Source organism: Citrobacter sp. Cb031 (assembly GCF_030336725.1).
Classification (GTDB): Bacteria; Pseudomonadota; Gammaproteobacteria; order Enterobacterales; family Enterobacteriaceae; genus Citrobacter; species Citrobacter braakii.
In genome coordinates, this window is sequence record NZ_JAOWDA010000035.1 from 71,524 (window position 1) to 98,276 (window position 26,753).

Here is a 26,753-nt window from a genome sequence, read left to right on the forward strand (position 1 = left end):
GAAACGGGAAAGCCCCTACCGAAGCAGGGGCTCTAAAAAGGAAAGGGACGATGATGAGATACGTCATCATGCTGCTGATCCTGTTAATCATCGCTTGGCCAGCATATTAACAGAGAGTACGCAGGAGGGAGGTTCGCCTCCCTCACCCTTCACCGAGGAATTTAGGTCAAAAAAACGACGCTGTCAATCGGCAAAAAACGGCTACCACTCCCAGATTTTGGACGGCGTCACCACCGCTGGCAGCGGGATATCCCACTCTTCAACCGGCAATTTTTCTACTAACTGGCAGTCATGCGCGTAGCCCACGGGTTGGATCTTATGCTGTTGCCAGTTTTGTAGCGTGCGGTCATAAAATCCGCCGCCCATGCCCAGGCGTTGCCCGTCCTCATCAAATGCCACTAACGGCGTAATCAGTACGTCCAGCTTTGACAGCGGCAATACGTCGCGTACATCAAGCCGTGGTTCCTGGATCTTTAAGCGATTGGTCACCAGGTCGCTGCGCGGATGATAGTGCAGGAACAGTAAATTACCGGGACTGAAGGGATGAAGAACCGGAAGGTAAACGCGCTTGCCCGCTCGCCACAGTTGATCTATCAGCGGCTGGGTATCGAGTTCGCCATCGAACGAGAGAAATACCGCCACAGTATGCGCGAGTAGAACAGGGGGAAAACTGAGCATTCGGGTCGCGGCTTGCTGACCGTATTGTCGTTGCTGTTCAGAGGTCAGCGCGCGACGACGCTGTCGAATCAGTTGACGAATTTCTTGCCGGGATAAAGGGAGTTCAGAAAGTAGTGTCATGGCTGTTGCCAGGTAGAAGGGAATCTCCGAGATGCCGCCGCAGGCTGTAACCCTTGAACCCTTGGTTCAAGGTGAATGCGTCGTCACAGTTTTAAGGCTTCTCGGACGGGCCGAGCATGCTCACCAACCATGGAGCGCCACATTCTTGTGGTATGAAATATCGGCTCAGGGGACTGGCCCGCTTGCAAACATCTCAGAGAAATTTTGTCTTCACGGTCACTCTACCACAGTAAACCGAAAAGTGTTATTCAAAGTTTTGGCCCGTTTTTTCGGTTATGCGACCCTGATCAAGCAACGCCTGTTCGATGGTCTGTTGTAGCATCCGAATACGTTGTTCCATGCTCGCCGCGTACTCACGCGTCTTCGCTTTTTCCTGAGTTAATTCATAGCTGATGTTCAACGCGGCGATGAAAACCAACTGCTCAGTATTTGTGACTCTAGTGCGAACTTTCAGATCTTGCAATCGCTGATTGAGATCGTCCGCAGCCTGATTCAACGCATCCCTTTGTTCAGGCGGGCAATTCACTCGCAGTGAACGGCCAAATATTTGGATATCGACGGGTTGTGCAGACATGCCACCTTCCTGCTGATTGACTGCGCTGCCTTCGTCTCCAGACCTTGGGTCCGCGAAGGGGCGACACTATAGCTACCCTGGTATCAAGATACAAGCCCTTTTCTGGTCCACCAGGGCCCAAAGTGGTAGCATACCATGAATATTCCTCCCTTTGATGACGAATGCTTATGTCTATACAGAACGAAATGCCTGGCTACAACGACGTTAGCCAGTTTTTGAACCAACAAGGGGCTGGATTAACCCCGGCCGAAATGCACGGCTTGATCAGCGGGATGATTTGCGGCGGCAACAACGACAGCTCATGGCAGCCGCTGCTGCACGACCTGACGAACGAAGGTCTGGCCTTCGGTCACGAGCTGGCTCAGGCACTGATGAAAATGCACTCTGCCACCAGCGATGCCCTCGAGGACGACGGCTTCCTTTTTCAGCTTTATCTGCCTGAAGGCGACGACGTTAGCGTGTTTGATCGTGCCGATGCGCTGGCGGGGTGGGTAAACCACTTTTTGCTGGGCCTTGGCGTTACGCAGCCAAAGCTCGACAAAGTGACCGGTGAAACCGGTGAAGCGATTGACGACCTGCGCAATATCGCTCAGTTGGGATATGACGAAGACGAAGATCAGGAAGAGCTGGAAATGTCGCTCGAAGAGATTATCGAATACGTGCGCGTAGCCGCCTTGCTGTGTCATGACACGTTTACGCGTCAGCAGCCGACCGCGCCGGAAGTCCGTAAACCGACTCTGCACTAAGAACGAAACGCAAAGGAGAGTGTGATGAGCGAGATATCTCAGCAAGAATTCCAGCGTCGTCGCCAGGCTTTACTGGCACAAATGCAGCCCGGCAGCGCCGCGCTGATTTTTGCCGCGCCTGAAGCGACGCGCAGCGCGGACAGTGAATACCCGTACCGCCAAAGCAGTGATTTCTGGTACTTCACCGGTTTTAACGAACCGGAAGCCGTGCTGGTGCTGATTAAAAGTGATGACACTCATAACCACAGCGTTTTGTTTAATCGGGTTCGCGATCTGACGGCGGAGATCTGGTTTGGCCGCCGTCTGGGCCAGGATGCCGCACCGGCAAAACTCGGCGTTGACCGGGCGCTGGCCTTCAGTGAAATCAACCAACAGCTGCACCTGTTGCTCAATGGCCTGGACGCGGTGTACCACGCACAGGGCGAATATGCTTGGGCAGACGAGATTGTGTGCACGGCGTTGGATAAACTGCGTAAAGGCTCCAGACAAAATCTGCACGCACCCGCCGCGATCATCGACTGGCGTCCAATGGTGCATGAAATGCGCCTGTTCAAATCAGCAGAAGAAATTGCGGTCATGCGCCGTGCCGGAGAGATCAGTGCGCTGGCGCATACCCGCGCGATGGAAAAATGCCGTCCGGGAATGTTTGAATACCAGTTGGAAGGGGAGATTCACCACGAGTTTACTCGCCATGGCGCGCGTTACCCATCCTATAACACGATTGTCGGCAGCGGCGAAAACGGCTGTATTCTCCATTACACCGAAAATGAAAGTGAAATGCGCGATGGCGATCTGGTGTTGATTGACGCCGGGTGTGAATACAAAGGTTATGCGGGCGACATTACGCGTACCTTCCCGGTAAACGGCAAATTTTCCCCTGCTCAGCGTGAAATCTACGACATCGTACTGGAGTCATTAGAGACCAGCCTGCGCCTGTATCGCCCGGGGACGTCCATCCAGGAAGTCACCGGCGAAGTGGTGCGCATCATGATTACGGGTCTGGTGAGGCTTGGCATTTTGCACGGCGAGATCGACCAACTGATTACCGAAAATGCGCATCGCCCATTCTTTATGCATGGTCTTAGCCATTGGCTGGGACTGGATGTGCACGACGTTGGCGTTTATGGTCAGGACCGCTCACGTATTCTCGAGCCAGGAATGGTACTCACTGTCGAACCGGGGCTGTATATCGCGCCGGACGCCGATGTGCCGCCTGCTTATCGTGGTATCGGCATTCGTATTGAAGATGACATCCTCATCACCGAGGACGGCAATGAGAACCTGACCGCCAGCGTGGTGAAGAAAGCGGATGACATTGAAGCCTTAATGGCTGCGGCGCGACTGCAATGAGCGTGATTATCGTTGGTGGTGGTATGGTCGGTGCGACGCTGGCGCTGGCCATTTCTCAGCTCAGCCACGGGACTCTGCCTGTTCACCTGATAGAAGCGAGCGAACCTGAAACTGACCGCCATCCAGGGTTTGACGCCCGGGCGATCGCGCTTGCGGCAGGGACCTGCCAACAGCTGGCGCGAATTGGCGTATGGCAGGCGATTGCCGATTGCGCAACGGCGATCAAAACGGTTCACGTCAGCGATCGCGGCCATGCCGGATTTGTGACGCTGGATGCGCAGGAATACCGTATTCCGGCGCTGGGTCAGGTGGTGGAACTGCACGATGTCGGGCTGCGTTTGTTTGCGCTGCTGCGTAAAGCGCCGGGCATCACGCTGCACTGCCCCGACCGTGTAGCCAGCGTGTCACGCACGCAGGAACGCGTTGAGGTAACGCTGGAAAATGGCGAGATGATCAATGGTCGCCTGTTGGTGGCCGCCGATGGCACGCGCTCCGCACTGGCTACCGCCTGCGGCGTTGACTGGCAGCAACAACCCTATGAACAACTGGCGGTGATTGCCAACGTCACGACCTCCGTTGCGCATGACGGGCGAGCGTTTGAACGTTTTACGCAATATGGTCCTCTGGCAATGCTACCGATGTCTGATGGTCGCTGCTCGCTGGTATGGTGCCATCCGCTGGAGCGGCGGGATGAGATTATGGCCTGGTCCGACGAACAATTTTGCCGCGAACTGCAAACTGCGTTTGGCTGGCGGTTGGGGCGTATTACCCAGGCCGGTAAACGCAACGCTTATCCGCTTTCATTAACCTCGGCGCAAAAAGCCATTACCCATCGTACTGTGCTGGTGGGGAACGCAGCACAGACGCTGCATCCCATTGCCGGACAAGGTTTCAACCTTGGTCTGCGCGACGTGATGAGCCTGGCTGAGACGTTGACGCAGGCGCAAAATTGCGCGGAAGATATCGGTGATTATGCGGTGCTGGCACACTATCAGCAGCGCCGCGAACGCGATCGCGAAACGACGATTGGTGTGACCAACAATTTGGTGTATTTGTTTGCCAATCGCTGGGCCCCGCTGGTCGTTGGGCGTAATGTCGGGCTGATGGCGATGGAATTATTCACGCCTGCGCGCGATGCGTTGGCGGAGCGGACCCTCGGTTGGGTTGCGCGATAGATATAACCTGTAGGCCGAATTAAAAAAGCAGGCGCTGATTAGCGCAGCGCCATCAGGCAATGTCGCGGAAGTAATGTCGGATGGCGGCTTTGCCTTATCCGGCCTACGGTTTTTGATTGTCCTATTTTCAGGAGCAAACAGTGCAAAGTGTTGATGTAGCAATTGTTGGTGGCGGCATGGTGGGACTGGCGGTTGCCTGCGGCTTGCAGGGCAGCGGGTTGCGCGTTGCGGTGTTAGAACAACATGTTCCGCAGCCTTTGGCGGCGGATGCACCTCCCCAGCTTCGCGTATCGGCCATTAATGCCGCCAGTGAAAAACTGCTTAGCCGACTGGGCGTCTGGTCCGACATTGTTGCCCGTCGCGCTTGTTGCTACCACGGCATGGAAGTCTGGGACAAAGACAGCTTTGGGCGTATTGCGTTTGATGACCAGAGCATGGGCTACAGCCATTTAGGCCACATCGTTGAAAACTCAGAGATCCATTACGCACTCTGGCAAAAAGCGCAGCGTTCAGCGGACATTACGCTGATGGCGCCCGCTGAGTTACAGCAGGTAGCCTGGGGTGAGAATGAGGCATTTCTGTCCCTGAAAGATGGCGCAATGCTGACAGCTCGCCTGGTGGTCGGCGCCGATGGCGCTAACTCCTGGCTGCGCAACAAAGCGGATATTCCGCTCACTTTCTGGGATTACCGTCATCATGCGCTGGTGGCGACTATCCGTACGCAGGAAGCTCACGGCGCGGTTGCGCGGCAGGCGTTTCACGGTGAGGGGATCCTGGCGTTCCTGCCGCTCAGTGACCCGCACCTGTGCTCTATCGTCTGGTCGCTTTCGCCGCAAGAAGCAGAACGCATGCAGCAGGCAAGCGTTGACGAGTTTAATCAGGCGCTGAATATCGCTTTTGATAATCGCCTGGGGCTGTGCAGCCTTGAAAGCGAGCGTCAGGCGTTTCCGCTGACGGGACGCTATGCCCGTCAGTTCGCTGCTCATCGTCTGGCGCTGGTGGGGGATGCGGCGCATACCATCCACCCGCTGGCGGGTCAGGGGGTTAACCTTGGATTTATGGATGCGGCGGAGCTGATCGATGAGCTGAAGCGGCTCCAGCGTCAGGGCAAAGATATTGGTCAGTATCTCTATTTGCGTCGCTACGAGCGCAGCCGTAAGCACAGCGCAGCGATGATGCTGGCCGGTATGCAGGGCTTTCGTGAACTGTTTGCAGGCGAGAATCCGGCGAAAAAACTGCTGCGTGATATTGGTCTGAAACTGGCCGATACCCTGCCAGGCGTAAAACCACAGCTCATCCGCCAGGCGATGGGACTGAACGATCTTCCTGAGTGGTTACGCTAGCGTCCGTAAGGACAATCTTAAGAGTTTGAGACCCGTCACACTTTCCACTCCCGGCCTGCGCGTCGGGGTGCTTCTCTCATTTGAAATAATCTAATTCCACGCCTTTTTTCGCATTAGTTTTTTTAATATTACGTTTTTTTCATAACGCCATTTTTGACAATTTTTCCACATTTAATGTTGGTTGGTGCTGTTAATTCCAGCTTGTATTTATTTTTTATTCTGATTATTTGCCGTATGGATGGACTTTTGTTCTGTCGGTGATTTTGCTGTTTTTGGCCATAAGCTAATGTGATGGTTAATTTTGCCTTATGGTTTAGCGTCTGTTTCGGTGGTAAGTTCAGGACAAAGAGAACGTTTGCGTCGTGGCCCCTGGAGCGGCTGCGGTGCTGGGTTTCGTGGCGAAAATTTCACCGCGAAAGAGTTGGTAGCCCCGCTTATTCAACGAGGAAAAGATGGCTCAACAGACTCCTTTGTACGAACAACACACGCTATGTGGCGCGCGCATGGTAGATTTCCATGGCTGGATGATGCCACTGCATTACGGTTCTCAGCTTGATGAACACCATGCTGTTCGCACCGATGCCGGAATGTTTGATGTGTCACATATGACCATCGTCGACCTGCGCGGTAGCCGCACCCGGGAGTTCTTGCGTTATCTGCTGGCAAACGACGTCGCGAAGCTAACGAAGACGGGTAAAGCCCTCTACTCCGGTATGCTCAACGCTTCGGGCGGCGTGATAGATGACCTGATTGTCTACTACTTCACTGAAGATTTCTTCCGCCTCGTTGTAAACTCCGCCACCCGCGAAAAAGACCTCTCCTGGATTACCCAACACGCTGAACATTACGCCATCGACATCACCGTTCGAGACGATCTGTCGCTGATTGCGGTGCAGGGTCCAAACGCGCAGGAAAAAGCAGCCACATTGTTTACTGACGAGCAGCGTCAGGCGGTAGAAGGCATGAAGCCGTTCTTCGGCGTTCAGGCGGGTGATTTGTTTATCGCAACCACCGGTTATACCGGCGAAGCAGGCTATGAAATTGCTATGCCGAGTGAAAAGGCGGCAGACTTCTGGCGTGCGCTGGTACAAGCAGGTGTCAAACCTTGCGGTCTTGGCGCGCGCGACACGCTGCGTCTGGAAGCCGGCATGAACCTGTACGGTCAGGAGATGGACGAAGCCATTTCTCCGCTGGCGGCCAACATGGGCTGGACCATCGCGTGGGAACCGACTGACCGCGACTTTATCGGTCGGGAAGCGCTGGAAATGCAGCGTGAAAAAGGCCACGAACAGTTGGTTGGACTGGTGATGACCGAGAAAGGCGTACTGCGTAATGAACTGCCGGTGCGTTTCACTGATGCTTCCGGCAATCAGCAGGAAGGCATTATCACCAGCGGGACATTCTCCCCAACCCTGGGTTACAGCATCGCGCTGGCGCGTGTCCCTGCGGGTATTGGTGAGAATGCGATCGTACAGATCCGTAACCGCGAAATGCCGGTAAAAGTGACTAAACCTGTTTTTGTGCGTAACGGCAAAGCCGTCGCGTAATTCATCCTTTTTTGGAGATTGATTGATGAGCAACGTACCTGCAGAACTGAAATACAGCAAAGAACACGAATGGCTGCGCAAAGAAGCTGACGGCTCTTACACCGTTGGGATCACCGAACATGCTCAGGAGCTGTTAGGTGACATGGTTTTCGTTGACCTGCCCGAAGTTGGCGCAACCGTCAGCGCGGGCGATGACTGCGCCGTTGCGGAATCCGTAAAAGCGGCATCCGATATTTATGCGCCAGTAGGCGGTGAGATTGTTGCGGTTAACGACGCGCTCAGCGACTCCCCGGAACTGGTCAACAGCGAGCCGTATGCAGGGGGCTGGATCTTCAAAATCAAAGCCAGCGATGAAAGCGAAATTGAATCGCTGCTGGATGCGACTGCATATGAAGCTTTGTTAGAAGACGAATAAATACGCTTCATTCTTCACGTTGCAGGTGTGTTGGCTTTCTTGCACACCTCAGTTACTTACTGATGTAAGTTCCTGGGGATGTGCTGCGTCGCCGCCTTCCTGCAACGCGAATTTTTTGCGTATTCAGGTAAGTAGAGACACCTACGATTCACTGCACGTTTCAGGAACCATCGCCCATGACACAGACGTTAAGCCAGCTTGAAAATAGCGGCGCTTTCATTGAACGCCACATCGGACCGGACGCCGCGCAGCAGCAAGAGATGCTGAATGCGGTTGGCGCCGAGTCGTTAAACGCGCTGATCGGCCAGATTGTGCCGAAAGACATTCAGCTCGCAACCCCGCCACAGGTGGGCGAGGCGGCGACCGAATACGCTGCGCTGGCTGAATTAAAAGCCATCGCCGGGCGTAACAAGCGCTTCACGTCCTACATTGGCATGGGCTACACCGCCGTGCAGCTGCCACCGGTTATCCTGCGTAACATGCTGGAAAACCCGGGTTGGTACACCGCCTACACCCCGTATCAACCGGAAGTCTCCCAGGGCCGTCTGGAAGCATTGCTGAACTTCCAGCAGGTGACGCTGGACCTGACCGGCCTGGACATGGCTTCCGCTTCTCTGCTGGATGAAGCTACTGCTGCAGCTGAAGCCATGGCGATGGCCAAACGCGTCAGCAAACTGAAAAACGCCAACCGTTTCTTTGTGGCGGCTGATGTTCATCCGCAAACGCTGGACGTAGTGCGTACTCGTGCGCAAACTTTTGGTTTTGACGTCATTGTTGATGACGCGGCAAAAGCATTGGATCATCAGGATGTGTTCGGCGTGCTGTTGCAGCAGGTTGGCACCACCGGTGAAGTGCACGACTACAGCGCCCTGATGGCTGAGCTGAAATCCCGTAAAATAGTGGTCAGCGTCGCTGCCGACTTTATGGCGCTGGTACTGCTGACTGCACCGGGCAAACAGGGCGCGGATATCGTTTTCGGCTCTGCGCAACGCTTCGGCGTACCGATGGGCTACGGCGGCCCGCACGCGGCATTCTTTGCCGCTAAAGACGAATTCAAACGCTCCATGCCAGGCCGTATTATCGGCGTCTCCAAAGATGCAGCGGGTAATACCGCCCTGCGCATGGCGATGCAGACTCGCGAACAGCATATCCGCCGCGAGAAAGCGAACTCCAACATTTGTACCTCGCAGGTTCTGCTGGCCAACATCGCCAGCCTGTATGCCGTTTATCATGGCCCGGTTGGCCTGAAACGTATCGCTAATCGCATCCATCGTTTGACCGATATTCTGGCAGCCGGTCTGCAACAGAAAGGATTGAAGCTGCGTCATGCGCACTACTTTGACACTTTGTGTGTTGAAGTGGCCGATAAGGCTGCGGTACTGGCGCGTGCTGAAGCGGCAGAAATCAACCTGCGTAGCGATATCCATAACGCGGTAGGTATTACGCTCGATGAAACCACCACCCGTGAAAACGTGGTGCAGTTGTTCAATGTTCTGCTGGGAGACAGCCACGGTCTGAACATCGATACGCTGGACAAAGACGTGGCGCTCGACAGCCGTTCCATTCAGGACAGCATGCTGCGTGACGATGCGATCCTCAGCCATCCAGTGTTTAATCGCTATCACAGCGAAACCGAGATGATGCGTTACATGCACTCGCTGGAGCGCAAAGATCTGGCCCTGAACCAGGCAATGATCCCGCTGGGATCTTGCACCATGAAGCTGAACGCTGCCGCCGAGATGATCCCTATCACTTGGCCGGAATTCGCTGAACTGCATCCGTTCTGCCCGCCAGAGCAGGCAGAAGGTTATCACCAGATGATCGGCCAGCTTTCCGAATGGCTGGTAAAACTGACCGGTTATGACGCAGTCTGCATGCAGCCGAACTCCGGCGCACAGGGCGAGTATGCGGGTCTGCTGGCGATTCGCCATTATCACGAAAGCCGTAACGAAGGCCATCGCGATATCTGTCTGATCCCGGCCTCTGCCCACGGTACCAACCCGGCCTCCGCACAGATGGCGGGTATGCAGGTAGTGGTTGTCGCCTGTGATAAGAATGGCAACATCGATCTTGGCGATCTGCGTGAAAAAGCGGCGCAGGCGGGTGAAAATCTCTCCTGCATCATGGTGACCTATCCCTCTACTCATGGCGTGTATGAAGAAACGATCCGTGAAGTGTGCGACGTTGTGCACCAGTTTGGAGGACAGGTTTATCTTGATGGCGCGAACATGAATGCTCAGGTTGGGATCACCACACCGGGCTTTATCGGTGCCGATGTCTCACACCTTAACCTGCATAAAACATTCTGCATTCCGCACGGCGGCGGCGGCCCTGGTATGGGACCAATCGGTGTTAAATCGCATCTGGCGCCGTTCGTACCGGGTCATAGCGTAGTACAGATTGAAGGGATGCTCACCCGTCAGGGCGCGGTTTCTGCAGCACCGTTCGGTAGCGCATCCATTCTGCCGATCAGCTGGATGTACATCCGTATGATGGGCGCAGAAGGTCTGAAGCAGGCAAGCCAGGTGGCGATCCTGAACGCTAACTACATTGCCAGCCGTCTGAAAGATGCCTATCCGGTGCTGTATACCGGTCGCGATGGTCGCGTGGCACATGAATGTATTCTCGACATTCGCCCACTGAAAGAAGAGACCGGCATCAGCGAACTGGATATTGCCAAGCGTCTGATCGATTACGGTTTCCACGCGCCGACCATGTCGTTCCCGGTAGCGGGTACGCTGATGGTGGAACCGACTGAATCGGAAAGCAAAGTGGAACTGGATCGCTTTATCAATGCGATGCTGGCAATCCGCGCTGAGATCGATCGCGTGAAAGCCGGTGAATGGTCGCTTACAGATAACCCGCTGGTTAACTCCCCGCACACGCAAAATGAGCTGGTCGCGGAGTGGAATCACGGTTACAGCCGCGAAATCGCCGTCTTCCCGGCGGGCGTAGCGAACAAATACTGGCCGACCGTGAAACGCCTTGATGACGTTTACGGTGACCGTAACCTGTTCTGCTCCTGCGTGCCGCTGAGCGATTATCAGTAATCGACTGATTCAGCTATCTTTTAAAGGCGCTTCGGCGCCTTTATTTTTGGGGAGAATAGTGATGGCTATAGCACTGGTTACGGGGGGCAGTCGCGGTATTGGCCGGGCAACCGCGCTGCAGTTAGCGCTAGAGGGTTACACGGTCGCCGTTAACTTTCATCACAATATTCGTGCGGCAACGGAGGTGGTGAACAATATCGCCGCTGCGGGAGGAAAGGCGTTTGCTCTGCGGGCAGATATCAGCGATGAAAGCCAGGTCTGGGCGATGTTTGAGTCCATTGACCGCGAGGGTGAGCCGCTGACTGCTCTGGTGAACAATGCCGGGATTTTGTTTGAACAGAGCACGGTGGAAAGCCTAACCGCTGAGCGTATTAATCGCGTCCTGGCGACTAATGTTACCGGCTATTTTCTGTGTTGTCGGGAAGCGGTAAAGCGTATGTCGTTTAAGCACGGCGGTCAGGGCGGGGCGATTGTGAATGTCTCTTCGGCGGCGTCACGGCTTGGCGCCCCGTTCGAATACGTTGATTATGCAGCCTCAAAAGGTGCGGTGGACACGCTTACCACCGGCCTCGCGTTGGAGGTTGCGGCGCAGGGGATACGCGTGAACTGCGTGCGACCCGGTCTTATCTACACGGAAATGCATGCGTCAGGCGGTGAGCCGGGAAGGGTGGATCGCGTGAAATCCATGTTGCCTATGCAGCGCGGCGGACAGCCGGAAGAGGTCGCGCAGGCGATAACCTGGCTGCTGAGTGAGAAGGCGTCTTACGTCACGGGCAGTTTTTTGGAGCTGGCCGGCGGGAAGTAATGCGTTGCTTGCCGGATGGCGGCGTAAATGTCTGCTCTGGTCTACAGGTTCAGTTCCCGTAAACCGGATAAGCGCAGCGCCATCCGGCAAAAAATTACAGATTCTCGCCGTTGCTGGCAATCACCGCTTTATACCACTCAAAACTTTTCTTACGCGAACGCGACATATCGCCGGTGCCGTCGTCGTGTTTGTTCACGTAGATAAAACCGTAGCGTTTGCTGTACTGGCCGGTGGTGAACGAGACGCAGTCGATGCAGCCCCACGGCGTGTAGCCCATCAGATCTACGCCGTCATACGTTACCGCTTTCATCATCTCTTCGACGTGGGCGCGCAGATAGTCGATGCGGTAGTCGTCGTTGATGCTGCCGTCTTCTTCCACTTTGTCGTAAGCGCCAAATCCATTTTCAACGATAAACAATGGCTTCTGATAACGCTCGTACAGTTCGCACAAGGCGAAACGCAGGCCGACCGGATCAATCTGCCAGCCCCAGTCGGATGCTTTGACGTGCGGGTTCGGCACGCTGCCCTCAAAACCGGAAATTGCATCGCCGCTACCACCTTCCGCTTTTACCGCGTTGGTCATGTAGTAGCTAAATCCGAGATAGTCGCAGGTACCTTCACGCAGGATTTGTTCATCACCAGCTTCCATTCGAATATTGAATTCGCGGCGCTCCCACTCGTTCAGTACATAAGATGGATAGTAGCCGCGCAGTTGAACGTCGGTGAATACATAGCGTTCACGCATCGATTCCTGCGCGAACATCACATCTTCAGGCTTACAGGAGTACGGGTATAGCGGGACCATTGCCAGCATGCAGCCGACTTTCATTTCAGGGTTGATGCGACGTGCGGCTTTCACCGCCAGAGCGCTGGCCACGAACTGGTGGTGCAGCACCTGGTACATAGTCTCTTCCGGGTTTTCATGCTCGGTATACACCACGCCGGAGCAGCAATAGCCAAACAGCGGTGCACGCCAGTTACGCTGGTTGTTGATCTCGTTGAAGGTCATCCAGTATTTGACCTTGTGCTTGTAGCGCTCAAAGACCACTTCAGCAAAACGGACAAAGAAATCGACGACTTTACGATTGGTCCAGCTACCGTACTGTTGAACCAGGTGTAGCGGCATTTCGAAGTGGGAAAGGGTGATGACCGGTTCGATATTGTACTTCAGCAGTTCATCAAACATGTCGTCGTAGAATTTTAGCCCTTCTTCGTTTGGCTGGGTTTCGTCCCCTTTGGGGAAGATACGGGTCCAGGCAATTGACGTACGGAAGCATTTGAAGCCCATCTCGGCAAACAGCTTAATGTCTTCTTTGTAATGACCGTAAAAATCGACGGCTTCGTGGTTGGGGTAGTACTTACCTGGCACGACGTCCTGAGTGATTTCTCGCGGAACGCCGTGTGCCCCCCCGGTCAGTACGTCGCAAATGCTGGGCCCTTTGCCACCTTTATTCCAGCCGCCTTCAACCTGATGCGCCGCAACCGCGCCGCCCCATAAAAAATCGTTTGGTAAGGTAAGTTTTTTCATCTGCGCTCAGTCTCAAATTAATACAATCTGATTTTGAGTCTAACAAAGGAAAGATAAATGTCACGATATAACAAAATAGCGTTAATGTGATTTGTTACATCAAAAAAACATATTGTTTTTTTACGCTATTCTTTTCGCCAGCTTGCGACCGAGTGATTCCAGAATATAAATAACGGGGATCTGCGTGGTTATATCGTATACCCCGGCAATGCGTGTCTGTGGAACGTGCCAGGAGAGATTAAAGTCGGCAAGTTTCGCGAGGCGCGAATGTTCATGGCTGGTGACCGACAGAACCTTACAGTTATGCAGGCTGAACTGGCTGGCAAAGCGTAGGATCTCTTCGGTTTCTCCAGAAACGGAAAGTACGATCGCCAGCGCGTTTCTGGCCATATCATTAGTTACCGGGAAATAAGGGTCATCGATGTGGTTACTGAATTTTCCGACGTTTGAGAAAAAACGAGCGCCATATTTTGCCAGAGCTCCAGATGTTCCCGCCCCGACGAATATAATACGCTCGGAAGATAATATAATATCAACAGCCTGATCGAGTAAATTGTCGAACTCGTCGTTATTGACGCCTTTAAAGAAGCTGATAATTTCGCTGGCACCGAAATTAGCCTGTTGCGGTTCATTCTGCTCTAAATATAATTTGAAGCGTACGCGAAATTCTGAGTAACCTTCACACTTAAGCTTGCGGCAAAAGCGCAGTACGGTGGTGGTGGAAACGCCCACGGCATCCGCCAGTTCGCGAATGGTCATGTACATGACTTTGTCACGGTTTTTGATGACATAGTTGTAGACCAGCATCTCAAGATTGTTGAGACTGGCGATGGCAGCGTGGGAGAACATACTCACAATGGCAAAACTCACTCATCAGACTTCATCTACAGGGAATAATAACATGCAGCCAAATGACATCACTTTTTTTCAGCGTTTCCAGGATGACATTCTGGCCGGACGCAAAACCATTACGATTCGTGACGAGTCCGAATCACACTTCAAAGCCGGTGACATTCTACGGGTTGGGCGCTTCGAAGATGAGGGGTACTTCTGCACGATTGAGGTTGTTGGCACCTCAACCGTCACGCTGGATACGCTGACGGAGAAACATGCTCGCCAGGAAAACATGACGCTAGAAGAACTTAAACACGTGATTGCCGAGATTTACCCGGATCAAACACAATTTTATGTGATTGATTTTAAATGTCTTTGATTTTAACGGTACGCCTGTTAGCTGAATATTAAAATATAATGTCATGATTTTTATTGATTATTATTTAGTTGGCAAATATTTTAGCTAACATGTGTTCACTGGAACCATTCTCAGTTACGCTAGAGGAGCAATCACGATAGTGTTCGTTTCTCGGGAGTAAAATATGGTTCAGAAGCCATTAATTGCGCAGGGATATTCGCTGGCAGAGGAAATAGCCAATAGCATCAGTCACGGTATCGGGCTGGTGTTTGGGATTGTCGGACTGGTATTGTTGCTGGTTCAGGCAGTGGATACCAACGCCAGCGCCATGGCGATAACCAGCTATAGCCTGTATGGCGGCAGCATGATCCTGCTGTTCCTCGCCTCAACTTTATATCACGCGATCCCCCATCAAAGAGCGAAAGTCTGGCTGAAAAAGTTCGACCACTGCGCGATTTATCTGCTGATTGCCGGGACCTACACGCCATTTCTGCTGGTGGGGCTGGATTCGCCGCTGGCACGTGGACTGATGATTGTTATCTGGAGCCTGGCGCTGCTCGGTATTTTATTCAAACTGACCATTGCGCACCGGTTTAAGGTCCTGTCGCTGGTAACCTACCTGGCGATGGGCTGGCTATCGCTGATTGTGGTGTATCAACTGGCGGTTAAGCTGGCGGTGGGTGGTGTGACGTTGCTGGCAGTTGGTGGTGTGGTGTATTCGCTGGGCGTTATTTTCTACGTCTGTAAGCGCATTCCATACAACCATGCGATCTGGCACGGCTTTGTGCTGGGTGGCAGCGTTTGCCATTTCCTGGCGATCTACCTGTACGTGGGGCAGGCGTAATTATCATTACCCAGCAGTGCTGTGCTTACCGGGTCTTTAAAACGCGCGACCCGGTAAGATAAAGTCACCACCCGGCGATTTACTCTTCCAGCGAATAAGGCAGCGGTACGATATGCAGCGTTTTCGCGTCGTCACGAACGCGGAACACGCTGTCGGCTTCCATGTCGTTATTCATCACAACCTGCACCAGTACCTGTCCATCCGCCAGTTGCACCGCGGCGAGTACGGTGCCGGTACGACGCCAGTTCTCACCCATTTTCAGCTCCAGGTCTTCACCTGCTTCCGGTACCCGACTGGCCGCACCTGCCAGCGTCCACATGGCACGTTTGTTGGCTCCGCGGAATTTTGCGCGAGCAACCATTTCCTGACCGGTATAGCAGCCTTTTTTAAAGCTGATCCCGCCCAGAGCCTGCAGATTGGTGGCTTGCGGAATAAACTGTGCGCTGTTGGCAGTATCAATCACCGGAATACCTGCTTCGATATCCAGCGCCAGCCACTGTTGGCTGTTATTTAACTCCGCTTCACCGCGCAGCTTCTCTACCAGGGTTTCCGCCGTTGCAACATCAACGATCAGCAGGAAACGCTCAGCGGGATGTTCGAACCACAATATGGTGGAAGAACCTTCAGTAATGACCTGCTTATCGCTGTTTGGTAATTCGCTAAAGAGATTGGCCAGCGCTGCGCGCGCCTGGAATCCCGCGACGCCCAGCAGTACGCGCTCGTCGTCCGGGGCAATCGCCACCTTCGAGAAGACCGCATATTTTTTCAGTTCGGTGAGCTGCGCATCGCGCAGACTACGGCGCTCAAGCCATGCAAAACCGTCACCCTGGCGGAACAGACGCAGGTTGCTCCACATTTTACCTTTGGCGTCACAATGTGCTGCCAACACGTGCTGATGCTCAGTCATCTGGCTGACATCCGCTGTGACCTGACCCTGAATATACTTCTCACTGTCGACACCGGTGATGGTGGCGAGCGCCCATTCATCGAGCGTCATTAGCGTCAGAGGCAAGCGCGTTGACGCGAAAGGCTGGCGAGGAGGAAAAGATATAAAAGCCATAATTAATGTCCTGATTTGCTTAACGCAGTGATAATGACTAATGGTAAAAGAGCTATGGCCCATTGCAAGCGGTTTAAACAGGCTATTTGTGCCATATATTAAGCTTTGCGAGGAGACATCCAAAAATGCTGAATCCTTTGACTTAATGTGGTTTTATTTGGCGAGCACGCTTCCGTTTGCTGATATTCCCGTAAATATGAGGGAAAAACACGTTACAATAGCGGGATACTTCGTTTTCGCGAGACAGGAAGAAGAACATGGATATTAACAACAAAGCACGTATTCATTGGGCATGCCGTCGCGGTATGCGTGAGCTGGACATCTCGATCATGCCGTTTTTCGAACATGAATATGACAGCTTAAGTGACGAAGAAAAACGTATCTTTATCCGTCTGCTAGAATGTGATGATCCAGACTTATTTAACTGGTTGATGAATCATGGGAAACCGGCTGATGCTCAGCTAGAGCAGATGGTGCGACTTATCCAGACACGGAATCGGGAACGTGGTCCAGTGGCAATCTGATTTACGCGTTTCATGGCGCGCGCAATGGCTTTCGCTGCTCATTCATGGGCTGGTCGCGGTATTTATTTTATTGATGCCCTGGCCATTGAGCTACACCCCATTATGGCTGGTTCTGCTCTCTCTGGTGGTGTTCGATAGCGTCCGTAGCCAGCGCCGAATCAATGCCTGTCAGGGCGAGATTCGGCTGCTGATGGACGGTCGTCTGCGCTGGCAAGGGCAAGAGTGGACTATTGCTAGCGCACCCTGGATGGTCAAAACAGGCATGATGCTGCGTTTACGTTCCGATGCCGGAAAACGTCAGCATTTGTGGCTGGCGGCAGACAGTATGGATGACGCGGAGTGGCGGGATTTGCGGCGGTTAATACTGCAACAGGCGAAGCAGGGATAATGCTGATGAATGCCTGATGGCGTGCAGCGTTAAGGTCTACGGTTCGGTGCGGCATGTAGGCCGGATATGGCGTTTACGCCTACATCCGGCAAAATGGTTATCAGGACCAGTGTTCGGCCATTTCACCAAGGATTTGCTCGCACCAGGCCTGAATGCGTTCATCGCTGAGATCGTACTGGTTTGTTTCATCCAGTGCCAGGCCAACAAACAGCTGTCCCTCGGCAATGACGGGCTTATCGCTGGTAAATTCATACCCTTCGGTTGGCCAGTAACCAACAAATTTTACGCCTTTGGTGACCAGTTTATCGTGCAGCATACCCAGCGCATCCAGGAACCATTCACCGTATCCCAACTGATCGCCCATACCGTAAAGCGCAACAATTTTGCCTTCCAGGTTGAGGTCGTCCAGTTGCTCCCAGACCGCTTCCCAGTCCTCTTGGATTTCACCGAAATCCCAGGTTGGGATGCCTAAAATGAGCACGTCATACTGCTCCATTAAGGTCGGGGAATCATCTTTGAGGTTGTGCAGTGTCACCAGTTCGGGACCCAGGATATCGCGGATTTTTTCTGCTGCCATTTCGGTATAGCAGGTGCTGGAACCGTAAAAAAGACCCATGTTCATGACGTAAACATCTCAATTCTGCTGTAGCGTTGCGGGTAGTGTAACAGAATCGCCGCATTCTCGGCACAATGAGGCATAATGCATCAAAAATGAGAGTGAAATAAGGGGCGCGAGTGGAACAGGATCTGGCGCGCATCGAGCAGTTTCTTGATGCCCTGTGGCTGGAACGAAATCTGGCGGAAAACACGCTAAGTGCGTATCGTCGCGATCTGACCATGCTTGTTGAATGGCTACATCACCGCGGCGCCTCGCTTGCGACCGCGCAGAGTGATGACCTGCAAGCATTGTTGGCTGAGCGGATGGATGGGGGATATAAAGCCACCAGTTCCGCACGCTTGCTCAGTGCAATGCGGCGTTTTTTTCAGCATCTGTACCGTGAAAAATATCGCGAAGATGACCCCAGCGCCTCGCTTGCATCACCTAAACTTCCGCAGCGTCTGCCCAAAGATCTCAGCGAAGCACAGGTCGAACGACTTCTGCAGGCGCCGCTGATAGAACAACCGCTGGAACTTCGCGACAAAGCCATGCTGGAAGTATTGTATGCCACAGGCCTGCGCGTGTCTGAACTGGTGGGGCTGACGATGAGTGACGTCAGCCTGCGTCAGGGCGTGGTTCGGGTGATCGGTAAAGGTAATAAAGAGCGCCTTGTCCCGTTAGGTGAGGAGGCGGTGTACTGGCTGGAAACGTACCTGGAGCATGGGCGTCCGTGGTTGCTCAACGGTGTATCAATAGATGTGCTGTTTCCCAGCCAGCGGGCGCAACAGATGACTCGTCAAACCTTCTGGCATCGTATCAAACACTATGCTGTGTTGGCTGGAATCGACAGCGAAAAGCTGTCCCCGCACGTTCTGCGGCATGCGTTTGCCACACATCTGCTCAACCATGGCGCTGATCTGCGCGTGGTGCAGATGCTACTGGGGCATAGCGACCTCTCGACAACGCAGATTTATACTCATGTCGCAACGGAGCGCTTGCGGCAACTACATCAACAGCATCACCCGCGAGCGTGAGTGCTGACAGGAAAGGATAGGTTATGAAAAAACGTTTTATGATGTTCACCCTGCTGGCGACGGCGTTTTCCGGCATGGTACATGCAGACGATGCGGCGATTCGCCAGTCATTAGCGAAGCTGGGTGTTAAGAGTACCGAGATTCAGTCTGCTCCGGTTGCGGGCATGAAAACTGTACTGACCAATAGCGGCGTGTTGTACGTTACCGAAGACGGTAAACATATTATTCAGGGACCGATGTATGACGTGAGCGGTGCAAGCCCGGTAAACGTCACCAACCAACTGCTGATGAAGCATTTGAACGCGCTGGAAAACGAGATGATCGTCTACAAAGCGCCGCAGGAAAAACACGTCATTACCGTTTTCACCGACATCACCTGTGGCTACTGCCACAAGCTGCATGAAGAGATGAAAGACTACAATGCGTTAGGGATTACCGTACGCTATCTGGCCTTCCCTCGTCAGGGGCTGGAAAGTCAGGCCGAGCAGGATATGAAATCTATCTGGTGTGCGAAGGACAAAAACAAAGCCTTTGACGACGCCATGGCTGGCAAAGATGTGAAGCCTGCGGCCTGTAATGTGGACATCGCTAACCACTACGCGCTGGGCGTACAGTTTGGCGTCAGCGGTACGCCGGCGATTGTGCTGAGCAATGGCTATGTAGTGCCTGGCTATCAGGGCCCGAAAGAGATGAAAGAATTCCTCGACGCACATGCAAAACAAACCAGCGGTAAATAATTCGCGTGAAACAACAGATACAACTTCGTCGGCGTGAAGCCGACGAGACCGCCGAGCTACCTGCCGACTTGCCGCCATTGCTGCGCCGTTTATACGCCAGCCGCGGCGTGCGCAGCGCGCAGGAGCTTGAGCGTAGTGTGAAAGGCATGCTGCCGTGGCAGCATTTGAACGGTGTCGAAAAAGCGGTTGAAATCCTCTATAACGCTTTTCGCGAAGGAACCCGAATCATCGTGGTCGGCGATTTTGACGCCGATGGCGCGACCAGCACCGCGCTCAGCATTCTGGCGATGCGCGCATTGGGCTGCAGTAACGTGGACTACCTGGTGCCTAATCGTTTTGAAGACGGTTATGGCTTAAGCCCGGAAGTCGTTGATCAGGCCCATGCCCGGGGCGCTCAGTTGATTGTCACCGTCGACAACGGCATCTCGTCCCACGCGGGTGTTGAACATGCCAGAACGCTGGAGATCCCGGTCGTTGTGACCGATCACCATCTGCCTGGGGACACGCTGCCGGGCGCTGAAGCGATCATCAATCCTAACCTGCACGATTGTGAATTCCCGTCTAAATCGCTGGCTGGCGTTGGCGTGGCCTTCTATCTGATGCTGGCGCTGCGCACCTTCCTGCGTGACAAAGGCTGGTTTGATGAACGAGGAATTGCGCCGCCGAACCTGGCGGATTTGCTCGATCTGGTTGCGCTTGGCACGGTGGCCGACGTGGTCCCGCTGGATGCCAATAACCGCATTCTGACGTGGCAAGGCTTAAGCCGTATTCGTGCCGGAAAGTGCCGCCCTGGTATAAAAGCGCTGCTGGAGATTTCCAATCGCGACCCACTCAAATTGGCTGCCAGTGATTTAGGTTTTGCCCTCGGGCCACGGCTGAATGCAGCGGGGCGTCTGGACGATATGTCCGTTGGTGTGGCGCTGTTGCTGTGCGACAACATTGGTGAAGCACGCGTGCTGGCCAATGAGCTGGACGCACTCAACCAGACGCGTAAAGAGATCGAGCAGGGTATGCAGGCGGAAGCGCTGACTCTGTGTGAAAAGCTGGAGCGCAGTAGCGATACGCTACCGGGCGGTCTGGCGATGTACCATCCCGAGTGGCATCAAGGAGTGGTGGGGATTCTGGCATCGCGTATTAAAGAGCGCTTTCACCGTCCGGTAATTGCGTTTGCCCCGGCCGGTGACGGTACGCTGAAAGGCTCCGGGCGCTCGATTCAGGGGCTGCACATGCGCGATGCGCTGGAGCGCCTGGACACTCTTCATCCAGGTATGATCCTCAAGTTTGGCGGTCACGCTATGGCGGCGGGTTTGTCGCTGGAAGAGGCGCAGTTTGAGCGTTTCCAGCAGCGTTTCGGTGAACTGGTAACCGAGTGGCTGGACCCCGCCTTACTGCAGGGCGAAGTGGTGTCAGACGGTGCTCTGAGCGCGGCGGAGATGACCATGGAGGTCGCGCAAATGCTGCGTGATGCCGGACCGTGGGGACAAATGTTCCCGGAACCGCTGTTTGACGGGCATTTCCGTCTGCTCCAGCAGCGTCTGGTCGGTGAGCGTCATCTGAAGGTGATGGTGGAGCCCGTCGGTGGTGGACCGTTGCTGGACGGTATTGCGTTTAACGTTGATACCACCTGCTGGCCGGATAACGGTGTTCGCGAAGTTCAGCTTGCCTACAAACTGGATATTAATGAGTTTCGCGGCAACCGCAGCCTGCAGATTATAATCGATAATATCTGGCCACTTTAGCGTCACTTTACACAAAATCATTCAAGCTGCATTGAGGCGGCAAGTGGATGAGTCTCCATGAGCGTATGAGTAGTACGTGACTGGGGCGAAATCGCGCAGCCAACAAAGAGGCAGCTTGAAGGATGATGTGTATATTCGCTATAAAAAAGGGTGTGGATTAGTTACAATCCCGCTCTTATAACCGCATTTTGACTAGTCCAATAAAAGAAATCAGACAATGTTTGAAATTAATCCGGTAAATAACCGCATTCAGGACCTCACGGAGCGCTCTAACGTTCTTAGGGGGTATCTTTGACTATGATGCCAAGAAAGAGCGTCTGGAAGAAGTAAACGCCGAGCTGGAACAGCCGGACGTATGGAACGAACCCGAACGCGCGCAGGCGCTGGGTAAAGAGCGTTCCTCCCTTGAGGCCATCGTTGATACGCTTGATCAGATGAGCCAGGGCCTGGAAGATGTCTCCGGCCTGCTGGAACTGGCTGTAGAAGCCGACGACGAAGAAACCTTTAACGAAGCCGTAGCAGAACTTGATACGCTGGAAGATAAGCTGGCCCAGCTGGAATTCCGTCGTATGTTCTCCGGTGAATATGATAGCGCAGATTGCTATCTCGATATTCAGGCTGGCTCAGGCGGTACGGAAGCACAGGACTGGGCAAGCATGCTGATGCGTATGTACCTGCGTTGGGCTGAAGCGCGCGGCTTTAAGACTGAAATTATTGAAGAATCTGAAGGTGAAGTGGCGGGTATTAAATCCGTGACCATCAGAATTGCTGGCGAATATGCTTACGGTTGGTTGCGTACCGAAACCGGTGTACATCGCCTGGTGCGTAAAAGCCCATTCGACTCCGGCGGTCGTCGCCATACGTCGTTCAGCTCTGCGTTTGTCTACCCGGAAGTTGACGATGATATTGATATCGATATCAACCCGGCGGACCTGCGTATTGACGTTTACCGCGCTTCTGGTGCGGGCGGTCAGCACGTTAACCGTACCGAATCTGCGGTGCGTATCACCCACATCCCGACCGGGATTGTGACGCAGTGTCAGAACGACCGTTCCCAGCACAAGAACAAAGACCAGGCCATGAAGCAGATGAAAGCGAAGCTTTATGAACTGGAAATGCAGAAGAAGAATGCCGAGAAACAGGCGATGGAAGATACTAAATCAGATATCGGCTGGGGTAGCCAGATTCGTTCTTATGTCCTTGATGACTCCCGCATCAAAGATCTGCGTACCGGGGTTGAAACCCGCAACACGCAGGCGGTGCTGGATGGCAGCCTGGATCAATTTATCGAAGCAAGTTTGAAAGCAGGGTTATGAGGAACCAACATGTCTGAACAACACGTACAGGGCGCTGACGCGGTAGCCGACCTTAACAATGAACTGAAAACGCGCCGTGAGAAGCTGGCGAGCCTGCGCGAGCAGGGGATCCCCTTCCCGAACGATTTCCGTCGCGATCATACCTCAGACCAACTGCATGCTGACTTCGACGCGAAAGAAAACGAAGAGCTGGAAGCGCTGAACATTGAGGTATCCGTTGCTGGCCGTATGATGACCCGCCGTATTATGGGTAAAGCATCATTCGTTACGCTGCAGGATGTTGGCGGCCGTATTCAGCTGTACGTTGCTCGCGACGATCTGCCGGAAGGCGTCTACAACGAGCAGTTCAAAAAATGGGATCTGGGCGATATCCTCGGCGCGAAAGGTAAGTTGTTCAAGACCAAGACCGGTGAGCTGTCTATCCACTGCACCGAGCTGCGTCTGCTGACGAAAGCGTTGCGCCCATTGCCGGATAAATTCCACGGTCTGCAGGATCAGGAAGCGCGCTATCGTCAACGCTACCTGGACCTCATCTCTAACGATGAATCCCGTAATACCTTTAAAGTGCGTTCACAGATTATGGCTGGTATCCGTCAGTTCATGGTTGGTCGTGGCTTTATGGAAGTAGAAACCCCGATGATGCAGGTGATCCCTGGCGGGGCGGCAGCGCGTCCGTTTATCACCCATCATAACGCGCTGGATCTGGACATGTACCTGCGTATCGCGCCGGAACTGTACCTCAAGCGCCTGGTGGTTGGCGGTTTCGAACGCGTATTCGAAATTAACCGTAACTTCCGTAACGAAGGCATCTCTGTTCGCCATAATCCAGAGTTCACCATGATGGAACTCTACATGGCTTATGCGGACTACAAAGATCTGATCGAACTGACCGAATCGCTGTTCCGTACGCTGGCGCAGAACGTTCTGGGAACGACTGAAGTGCCTTACGGCGAAGAAGTCTTTGACTTTGGTAAGCCGTTCGAAAAACTGACGATGCGCGAAGCGATTCAGAAATACCGTCCGGAAACCAACATGGCCGATCTGGATAACTTCGATTCTGCAAAAGCGATTGCGGAATCTATCGGCATCAAAGTTGAGAAGAGCTGGGGTCTGGGCCGTATCGTGACCGAAATCTTTGAAGAAGTTGCAGAAGCGCACCTGATTCAACCGACCTTCATTACCGAGTACCCGGCAGAAGTTTCTCCGCTGGCGCGTCGTAATGATGAAAATCCGGAAATCACCGATCGCTTCGAATTCTTCATTGGCGGACGTGAAATCGGTAACGGCTTCAGCGAGCTGAACGATGCAGAAGATCAGGCGCAGCGTTTCCAGGATCAGGTTAACGCCAAAGATGCAGGTGACGACGAAGCGATGTTCTACGACGAAGACTATGTTACCGCTCTGGAACACGGTCTGCCGCCGACTGCGGGCCTGGGCATTGGTATCGACCGTATGGTTATGCTGTTCACAAACAGCCATACTATCCGCGACGTAATCCTGTTCCCGGCAATGCGCCCGGTTAAATAATATGTGAAATGCCGGATGGCGGCTGATGCCTTATCAGGCCTACGATGCGTTATGTAGGCCTGATAAGCGTAGCCCCGTCAGGCAATCAATTCCCGTTGGCAACCTTACGCAGTAACTCTCGCGCCTTAACGTCAGAAACCTGCATTACCATCCACGGGCTAAAAGCCCACGGCGTCGCGTCAATCCCGCTTAAAACATCCTCAAGATTGCTCCACTGGGAATCCATCACTTCATCTGGGTTTAGCTGTAGCTCACTGACGATATGTGCGGCATAAACCGGGCATACTTCGTTTTCCACTATTCCACTCGGATCCGTGGCGCAATAACGAAAATCAGCATACACGGGGCTGAGTGAGTCGATGTCTGCACCCAGCTCGAAGCAAGCCCGGCGGATAATAGCGGCTTCGGTGCTTTCACCCAACTGCGGGTGACCGCAGACAGAGTTGGTCCAGACGCCTGGCCAGGCTTTTTTGTGCAGCGAACGGCGGGTGACCAGCAGTTGACCCTGCTCGTTAAATATCCAGCATGAGAAAGCAGAGTGCAGGGGGGTTGTGGCGGTATGCGCCGCATACTTTTCCAGTGTTCCACAGGGCTGGCCCTGCTCATTCAATAAAATGACATGTTCCTGTCGCATAGCGTCCACCATCAATCTTAAGCATTCACATTATATGCTTTATTAAGTCAGAATGATTAACAGAGGGTGTGAAATGCCAGAGTCGACGCTTCGTTGCGCGATATGATTTGGCATCCGGTTTCTGGCTGCTATGATAAAGCGTCTGAAAATGTTGCGAGGTATTGTTTTGAGTGCAGGACGCCTGAAGAAAAATGGCCTGAGTATCGCGATGCTGCTGTGTGTCGGTCTGCTGTTAGCAGGCTGTTCCGGGAGCAAGTCGTCTGATACAGGAAGTTATTCCGGCTCCGTGTATACCGTGAAGCGGGGAGATACGCTATACCGTATTTCGCGCGCCACCGGGACCAGCGTAAAAGAGCTTGCACGCCTGAATAATATTTCACCGCCCTATACCATTGAAGTGGGGCAAAAGCTGAAGGTCAGCGGCGGCGCGAAAACCAGTTCAGGCTCTGGCAAAACAACGACGAAATCCTCAACCAAAACGGCGGCGGTCAGACCATCTTCGTCCGTACCGCAGTCCTCCTGGCCACCGGTCGGACAGCGTTGCTGGCAGTGGCCTGCCAGCGGTAAAGTGATTCTGCCTTATTCAACCGCGGACGGCGGCAATAAAGGCATTGATATCTCAGCTGCGCGCGGTACGCCGATTTATGCCGCCGGAGCCGGGAAGGTGGTTTATGTCGGTAATCAGCTACGGGGTTACGGTAATCTCATTATGATTAAGCACAGTGAGGACTACATCACTGCGTATGCGCATAATGACACCATGTTGGTGAACAACGGTCAAAACGTGAAAGCCGGGCAGAAAATCGCGACGATGGGCAGCTCGGATGCGACCACGGTGCGGCTGCATTTCCAGATCCGCTATCGGGCGACGGCTATCGATCCGCTGCGTTATTTGCCACCAAAGGGCAGTAAGCCAAAATGCTGACGGTGAATTAATCGCCAGTCAGTCAGTTAGTCCCTTGCCAAGAAGAGCGTAAGGTTTATAATCCCTTACGCACTCCAATGCGGGCGTAGTTCAATGGTAGAACGAGAGCTTCCCAAGCTCTATACGAGGGTTCGATTCCCTTCGCCCGCTCCACGACTTACTTCTCACTGACTCTCCTGATTCAATTATCCTTCGTAATCTCAATGTGTTTCTTTGTTTAACGGTCAGACAGACTCAATGCACGACTATGCAGGCTAAAGCGATTGTGGGAGACGATAGGCCCCCCCTGGCGGGAGATACCTCATATGAAACTAACTATCCACAGGGGCCAAAGAGAAATCTTTGACGCTCTCGGATAGTAGAGCTTTGTATATGCTGGTTAATCCTTACAATTCGCGATACTGGTGTCTTAAATATCGCATTTCTCCCGTGGTACAAAAAATCAACTATCAATCAATTGAATTTATTTAAGAAATTTTAAGGAGTATGTTTGATTGTCTGTCTGAAAATATATCAACGCTAATATAGGTCACGTAGTTAATTGTTAGATTATAATTCAATAGTTATCTTTTTTGAACACGATATAAGATTGGTCATTCTTCATAAATAAGTAATGTATTCTTTTTGTAGGTCAATTTTCTCTAATCGGTAGTAACAGGTTTTAAATGGTTTAGACTTGGTAGGATCTTACCTGGATAAACATGGTGGACATCTATTTTGTTAAAAATATCTTCAGTAGTTTTATCATTAGTAATAATTTCTTAAGGTGACTAGTTTTGTTCTCATTATCCTGTCACGAAATTATGTAGATACACAAAAATATACGAGTTAGTTTAGTACTTTGTACCATTTTGAATGCTTGCTATGCCGGGGGGCTCGTTAGCCTTGTGTATATTCTGTCATT

The 26,753-nt window shown here is 53.1% G+C and carries 25 protein-coding genes, 1 tRNA gene and 1 other RNA gene; 19 read left to right on the plus strand and 8 right to left on the minus strand.

The features are described from left to right. Nucleotides 1-201: 201 nt before the first annotated feature. From OGV93_RS22135 to zapA, 3 genes are all read right to left on the minus strand, one after another. A complete protein-coding gene (locus tag OGV93_RS22135) occupies nucleotides 202-798 on the minus strand; it encodes a 5-formyltetrahydrofolate cyclo-ligase (RefSeq protein ID WP_103928573.1) in 597 nt (198 codons plus the stop codon). Between the two features lie 19 nt (nucleotides 799-817). Then, a non-coding RNA gene (ssrS, locus tag OGV93_RS22140) (6S RNA) lies at nucleotides 818-1,001 on the minus strand. A gap of 41 nt (nucleotides 1,002-1,042) precedes the next feature. Next, nucleotides 1,043-1,372 carry a cell division protein ZapA gene (zapA, locus tag OGV93_RS22145; RefSeq protein ID WP_003026980.1) on the minus strand — a complete coding sequence of 110 codons (330 nt, stop codon included), beginning with the start codon at nucleotides 1,370-1,372 and terminating at the stop codon, nucleotides 1,043-1,045. Between the two features lie 167 nt (nucleotides 1,373-1,539). Between zapA and OGV93_RS22150 the strand changes: the two genes are divergently transcribed. The 8 genes from OGV93_RS22150 to OGV93_RS22185 all read left to right on the plus strand — a co-directional run bounded on the left by OGV93_RS22150 (nucleotide 1,540) and on the right by OGV93_RS22185 (nucleotide 11,803). Continuing rightward, a complete protein-coding gene (locus OGV93_RS22150) occupies nucleotides 1,540-2,118 on the plus strand; it encodes a YecA/YgfB family protein (RefSeq protein WP_016157420.1) in 579 nt (192 codons plus the stop codon). Nucleotides 2,119-2,142: 24 nt separating this feature from the next. Further along, nucleotides 2,143-3,468 carry a Xaa-Pro aminopeptidase gene (gene pepP / locus OGV93_RS22155; RefSeq protein WP_047357826.1) on the plus strand — a complete coding sequence of 442 codons (1,326 nt, stop codon included), beginning with the start codon at nucleotides 2,143-2,145 and terminating at the stop codon, nucleotides 3,466-3,468. Next, nucleotides 3,465-4,643 carry a 2-octaprenyl-6-methoxyphenyl hydroxylase gene (gene ubiH, locus OGV93_RS22160; protein ID WP_019077635.1) on the plus strand — a complete coding sequence of 393 codons (1,179 nt, stop codon included), beginning with the start codon at nucleotides 3,465-3,467 and terminating at the stop codon, nucleotides 4,641-4,643. Before pepP ends, ubiH begins: the two co-directional genes overlap by 4 nt. A gap of 140 nt (nucleotides 4,644-4,783) precedes the next feature. Next, the gene (gene ubiI / locus OGV93_RS22165; protein ID WP_016154357.1) at nucleotides 4,784-5,986 is read left to right on the plus strand and encodes an FAD-dependent 2-octaprenylphenol hydroxylase; all 1,203 of its coding nucleotides are present in this window, start codon (nucleotides 4,784-4,786) and stop codon (nucleotides 5,984-5,986) included. A gap of 452 nt (nucleotides 5,987-6,438) precedes the next feature. After that, nucleotides 6,439-7,533, plus strand: coding sequence for a glycine cleavage system aminomethyltransferase GcvT (gene gcvT / locus OGV93_RS22170; RefSeq protein WP_206164964.1), 1,095 nt, complete (start codon nucleotides 6,439-6,441; stop codon nucleotides 7,531-7,533). 25 nt (nucleotides 7,534-7,558) lie between these two features. Beyond that, nucleotides 7,559-7,948 (plus strand): glycine cleavage system protein GcvH, encoded by a 390-nt coding sequence (gene gcvH, locus OGV93_RS22175; protein ID WP_003026965.1) that lies wholly within the window; start codon nucleotides 7,559-7,561, stop codon nucleotides 7,946-7,948. A 176-nt stretch (nucleotides 7,949-8,124) separates the two neighbouring features. Then, on the plus strand, nucleotides 8,125-10,998 hold the full coding sequence (gene gcvP / locus OGV93_RS22180; protein WP_095716014.1) for an aminomethyl-transferring glycine dehydrogenase: 2,874 nt from the start codon (nucleotides 8,125-8,127) through the stop codon (nucleotides 10,996-10,998). Nucleotides 10,999-11,059: 61 nt separating this feature from the next. Next, nucleotides 11,060-11,803, plus strand: a complete 744-nt coding sequence (locus tag OGV93_RS22185; protein WP_206164963.1) for an SDR family oxidoreductase — start codon at nucleotides 11,060-11,062, stop codon at nucleotides 11,801-11,803. A gap of 94 nt (nucleotides 11,804-11,897) precedes the next feature. On the opposite strand, the gene bglA is transcribed toward OGV93_RS22185, so the two are convergent. After that, on the minus strand, nucleotides 11,898-13,331 hold the full coding sequence (bglA, locus tag OGV93_RS22190; protein WP_206164962.1) for a 6-phospho-beta-glucosidase: 1,434 nt from the start codon (nucleotides 13,329-13,331) through the stop codon (nucleotides 11,898-11,900). 120 nt (nucleotides 13,332-13,451) lie between these two features. Beyond that, complete coding sequence (locus tag OGV93_RS22195) at nucleotides 13,452-14,180, minus strand: MurR/RpiR family transcriptional regulator (protein ID WP_008785744.1); 729 nt, start codon at nucleotides 14,178-14,180, stop codon at nucleotides 13,452-13,454. Nucleotides 14,181-14,232: 52 nt separating this feature from the next. On the opposite strand from OGV93_RS22195, the gene yqfB reads away from it, so the two are divergent. Continuing rightward, complete coding sequence (yqfB, locus tag OGV93_RS22200) at nucleotides 14,233-14,544, plus strand: N(4)-acetylcytidine aminohydrolase (RefSeq protein WP_016154352.1); 312 nt, start codon at nucleotides 14,233-14,235, stop codon at nucleotides 14,542-14,544. A 163-nt stretch (nucleotides 14,545-14,707) separates the two neighbouring features. Next, nucleotides 14,708-15,367: a PAQR family membrane homeostasis protein TrhA gene (gene trhA, locus OGV93_RS22205; protein ID WP_016154351.1), complete on the plus strand. Its 660-nt coding sequence runs from the start codon at nucleotides 14,708-14,710 to the stop codon at nucleotides 15,365-15,367. A 79-nt stretch (nucleotides 15,368-15,446) separates the two neighbouring features. Here the strand turns inward: trhA and ygfZ are convergent, their stop codons facing one another. Next, a complete protein-coding gene (gene ygfZ / locus OGV93_RS22210) occupies nucleotides 15,447-16,427 on the minus strand; it encodes a tRNA-modifying protein YgfZ (protein ID WP_016154350.1) in 981 nt (326 codons plus the stop codon). Between the two features lie 257 nt (nucleotides 16,428-16,684). Here ygfZ and sdhE point away from each other — a divergent pair, with 257 nt between their 5' ends. Next, on the plus strand, nucleotides 16,685-16,951 hold the full coding sequence (gene sdhE, locus OGV93_RS22215) for an FAD assembly factor SdhE (protein ID WP_016154349.1): 267 nt from the start codon (nucleotides 16,685-16,687) through the stop codon (nucleotides 16,949-16,951). Further along, nucleotides 16,932-17,339 (plus strand): protein YgfX, encoded by a 408-nt coding sequence (locus OGV93_RS22220; protein ID WP_016154348.1) that lies wholly within the window; start codon nucleotides 16,932-16,934, stop codon nucleotides 17,337-17,339. Before sdhE ends, OGV93_RS22220 begins: the two co-directional genes overlap by 20 nt. A gap of 100 nt (nucleotides 17,340-17,439) precedes the next feature. On the opposite strand, the gene fldB is transcribed toward OGV93_RS22220, so the two are convergent. Then, nucleotides 17,440-17,961, minus strand: coding sequence for a flavodoxin FldB (gene fldB, locus OGV93_RS22225; protein WP_287110180.1), 522 nt, complete (start codon nucleotides 17,959-17,961; stop codon nucleotides 17,440-17,442). A gap of 113 nt (nucleotides 17,962-18,074) precedes the next feature. Between fldB and xerD the strand changes: the two genes are divergently transcribed. The 5 genes from xerD to lysS all read left to right on the plus strand — a co-directional run bounded on the left by xerD (nucleotide 18,075) and on the right by lysS (nucleotide 24,290). Next, complete coding sequence (xerD, locus tag OGV93_RS22230; RefSeq protein WP_016154346.1) at nucleotides 18,075-18,971, plus strand: site-specific tyrosine recombinase XerD; 897 nt, start codon at nucleotides 18,075-18,077, stop codon at nucleotides 18,969-18,971. A gap of 23 nt (nucleotides 18,972-18,994) precedes the next feature. Next, a complete protein-coding gene (dsbC, locus tag OGV93_RS22235; protein WP_103928566.1) occupies nucleotides 18,995-19,708 on the plus strand; it encodes a bifunctional protein-disulfide isomerase/oxidoreductase DsbC in 714 nt (237 codons plus the stop codon). Nucleotides 19,709-19,713: 5 nt separating this feature from the next. Further along, the gene (gene recJ / locus OGV93_RS22240; RefSeq protein ID WP_049269301.1) at nucleotides 19,714-21,447 is read left to right on the plus strand and encodes a single-stranded-DNA-specific exonuclease RecJ; all 1,734 of its coding nucleotides are present in this window, start codon (nucleotides 19,714-19,716) and stop codon (nucleotides 21,445-21,447) included. Between the two features lie 217 nt (nucleotides 21,448-21,664). Beyond that, nucleotides 21,665-22,763, plus strand: a protein-coding gene (gene prfB, locus OGV93_RS22245; RefSeq protein WP_100250065.1) for a peptide chain release factor 2 whose coding sequence is annotated in 2 segments (ribosomal slippage) — nucleotides 21,665-21,739 and nucleotides 21,741-22,763 — 1,098 coding nt in all. Because the reading frame shifts where the segments join, the coding sequence is not laid out codon by codon here. Between the two features lie 9 nt (nucleotides 22,764-22,772). Further along, on the plus strand, nucleotides 22,773-24,290 hold the full coding sequence (lysS, locus tag OGV93_RS22250) for a lysine--tRNA ligase (RefSeq protein ID WP_005123357.1): 1,518 nt from the start codon (nucleotides 22,773-22,775) through the stop codon (nucleotides 24,288-24,290). A gap of 85 nt (nucleotides 24,291-24,375) precedes the next feature. On the opposite strand, the gene idi is transcribed toward lysS, so the two are convergent. Then, complete coding sequence (idi, locus tag OGV93_RS22255) at nucleotides 24,376-24,924, minus strand: isopentenyl-diphosphate Delta-isomerase (RefSeq protein WP_080859191.1); 549 nt, start codon at nucleotides 24,922-24,924, stop codon at nucleotides 24,376-24,378. Between the two features lie 166 nt (nucleotides 24,925-25,090). Between idi and actS the strand changes: the two genes are divergently transcribed. After that, nucleotides 25,091-25,849, plus strand: a complete 759-nt coding sequence (actS, locus tag OGV93_RS22260; RefSeq protein WP_046274955.1) for an amidase activator ActS — start codon at nucleotides 25,091-25,093, stop codon at nucleotides 25,847-25,849. A 79-nt stretch (nucleotides 25,850-25,928) separates the two neighbouring features. Beyond that, nucleotides 25,929-26,002, plus strand: a tRNA-Gly gene (locus OGV93_RS22265). Nucleotides 26,003-26,753 lie beyond the last annotated feature (751 nt).

Coding starts and splice junctions, on each gene's coding strand:
- dsbC (WP_103928566.1), top strand. CDS start 18,995: ATGAAAAAACGTTTTATGATGTTCACCCTGCTGGCGACGGCGTTTTCC.
- OGV93_RS22185 (WP_206164963.1), top strand. CDS start 11,060: ATGGCTATAGCACTGGTTACGGGGGGCAGTCGCGGTATTGGCCGGGCA.
- trhA (WP_016154351.1), top strand. CDS start 14,708: ATGGTTCAGAAGCCATTAATTGCGCAGGGATATTCGCTGGCAGAGGAA.
- fldB (WP_287110180.1), bottom strand. CDS start 17,961: ATGAACATGGGTCTTTTTTACGGTTCCAGCACCTGCTATACCGAAATG.
- OGV93_RS22135 (WP_103928573.1), bottom strand. CDS start 798: ATGACACTACTTTCTGAACTCCCTTTATCCCGGCAAGAAATTCGTCAA.
- gcvP (WP_095716014.1), top strand. CDS start 8,125: ATGACACAGACGTTAAGCCAGCTTGAAAATAGCGGCGCTTTCATTGAA.
- sdhE (WP_016154349.1), top strand. CDS start 16,685: ATGGATATTAACAACAAAGCACGTATTCATTGGGCATGCCGTCGCGGT.
- OGV93_RS22150 (WP_016157420.1), top strand. CDS start 1,540: ATGTCTATACAGAACGAAATGCCTGGCTACAACGACGTTAGCCAGTTT.
- zapA (WP_003026980.1), bottom strand. CDS start 1,372: ATGTCTGCACAACCCGTCGATATCCAAATATTTGGCCGTTCACTGCGA.
- pepP (WP_047357826.1), top strand. CDS start 2,143: ATGAGCGAGATATCTCAGCAAGAATTCCAGCGTCGTCGCCAGGCTTTA.
- lysS (WP_005123357.1), top strand. CDS start 22,773: ATGTCTGAACAACACGTACAGGGCGCTGACGCGGTAGCCGACCTTAAC.
- bglA (WP_206164962.1), bottom strand. CDS start 13,331: ATGAAAAAACTTACCTTACCAAACGATTTTTTATGGGGCGGCGCGGTT.
- OGV93_RS22195 (WP_008785744.1), bottom strand. CDS start 14,180: ATGTTCTCCCACGCTGCCATCGCCAGTCTCAACAATCTTGAGATGCTG.
- gcvT (WP_206164964.1), top strand. CDS start 6,439: ATGGCTCAACAGACTCCTTTGTACGAACAACACACGCTATGTGGCGCG.
- ubiH (WP_019077635.1), top strand. CDS start 3,465: ATGAGCGTGATTATCGTTGGTGGTGGTATGGTCGGTGCGACGCTGGCG.
- gcvH (WP_003026965.1), top strand. CDS start 7,559: ATGAGCAACGTACCTGCAGAACTGAAATACAGCAAAGAACACGAATGG.
- idi (WP_080859191.1), bottom strand. CDS start 24,924: ATGCGACAGGAACATGTCATTTTATTGAATGAGCAGGGCCAGCCCTGT.
- yqfB (WP_016154352.1), top strand. CDS start 14,233: ATGCAGCCAAATGACATCACTTTTTTTCAGCGTTTCCAGGATGACATT.
- ygfZ (WP_016154350.1), bottom strand. CDS start 16,427: ATGGCTTTTATATCTTTTCCTCCTCGCCAGCCTTTCGCGTCAACGCGC.